This window comes from Curtobacterium sp. B18, from assembly GCF_000333375.1.
Taxonomy (GTDB): domain Bacteria; phylum Actinomycetota; class Actinomycetes; order Actinomycetales; family Microbacteriaceae; genus Curtobacterium.
This window is the reverse complement of record NZ_BACZ01000090.1, coordinates 1-1,721: the sequence shown is the minus strand read 5'-3', so window position 1 is coordinate 1,721 and position 1,721 is coordinate 1. Positions and strand designations below refer to the sequence as shown.

The 1,721-nt window shown below is 59.1% G+C and carries 2 rRNA genes; both read left to right on the top strand.

Features of this window, described 5'->3' with window-relative positions:
• Positions 1-706, top strand: a 16S ribosomal RNA gene (locus tag I5E_RS02510); the annotation flags it as partial.
• Between the two features lie 438 nt (positions 707-1,144).
• A 23S ribosomal RNA gene (locus tag I5E_RS25925) occupies positions 1,145-1,721 on the top strand; the annotation flags it as partial.

The following is a 1,721-nucleotide window of genomic DNA, read 5'->3' as shown; positions in this document are numbered from 1 at the left end:
CTTTCCACGGTTTCTGTGTCGTAGCTAACGCATTAAGCGCCCCGCCTGGGGAGTACGGCCGCAAGGCTAAAACTCAAAGGAATTGACGGGGGCCCGCACAAGCGGCGGAGCATGCGGATTAATTCGATGCAACGCGAAGAACCTTACCAAGGCTTGACATACACCGGAAACGGCCAGAGATGGTCGCCCCCTTGTGGTCGGTGTACAGGTGGTGCATGGTTGTCGTCAGCTCGTGTCGTGAGATGTTGGGTTAAGTCCCGCAACGAGCGCAACCCTCGTTCTATGTTGCCAGCGCGTTATGGCGGGGACTCATAGGAGACTGCCGGGGTCAACTCGGAGGAAGGTGGGGATGACGTCAAATCATCATGCCCCTTATGTCTTGGGCTTCACGCATGCTACAATGGCCGGTACAAAGGGCTGCGATACCGTAAGGTGGAGCGAATCCCAAAAAGCCGGTCTCAGTTCGGATTGAGGTCTGCAACTCGACCTCATGAAGTCGGAGTCGCTAGTAATCGCAGATCAGCAACGCTGCGGTGAATACGTTCCCGGGCCTTGTACACACCGCCCGTCAAGTCATGAAAGTCGGTAACACCCGAAGCCGGTGGCCTAACCCTTGTGGAAGGAGCCGTCGAAGGTGGGATCGGTGATTAGGACTAAGTCGTAACAAGGTAGCCGTACCGGAAGGTGCGGCTGGATCACCTCCTTTCTAAGGAGCATCTGGCTCGTCGTGTCCTTCGGGGTGGGATGGGTCCAGGCGCCGGATCGAGACGAACGTTCTCGCCGGTAGCTCATGGGTGGAACATTGACAGTGCAGTCGTCAGCGTAGCTGTCGGCCTCAGTACGACCTGCTTGCGGGTCTGGAACGGGTTGGTGGTGAGCGCAGGTGGCTGGTGCACGTTGTTGGGTCCTGAGGGACCAGGCTTCCTGACCGTAATGGTTGGGGGTTGAGCCGTGACTGGGGCCTTCGGGTGCTGGTTGGGTTCTTCGGTGGGCCGCATGAAGCTGACACGCATGTGTTGGGGGAGTGTGGCGCCGATCGTATGTTGAGAACTACACAGTGGACGCGAGCATCTTAGATCGCTCGAGACGGTGGTCATCTTTCGGGGTGGCCTGGTGTCGAGTCGATCGCAATTTTAATCTTTGTGGTCAAGTTTCTAAGAGCAAACGGTGGATGCCTTGGCATCTGGAGCCGAAGAAGGACGTAGAAATCTGCGATAAGCCTCGGGGAGCTGATAATCGAGCTGTGAGCCGAGGATTTCCGAATGGGGAAACCCCGCCAGGCGACTTGTCGACCTGGTGACTCCCGCCTGAATATATAGGGCGGGTAGAGGGAACGTGGGGAAGTGAAACATCTCAGTACCCACAGGAAGAGAAAACAACATGTGATTCCGTGAGTAGTGGCGAGCGAAAGCGGATGAGGCTAAACCGATCATGTGTGATAGCCGGCGGGCGTTGCATGGTCGGGGTTGTGGGACACGTCACTCAGTTCTGCCGGACTGGGGCGGTTACAGCGCATCATAGTCGAACCGGTTTGAGCAGTCCGGCCGCGGGCAGCGGGACCCACTGCCCGGTCCAGACCATCACGAGCCCGAGGACCGCGTCGATCGCCGCACTCGTCGCGACGACGAGACCGGCGCGGCCGATCGGCTCGCGGAGTCCGAGCAGCCGGACGACGGGCAGGCCCGGCACGACCAGGAGCGCGACGAGCACGACGGCGGTGC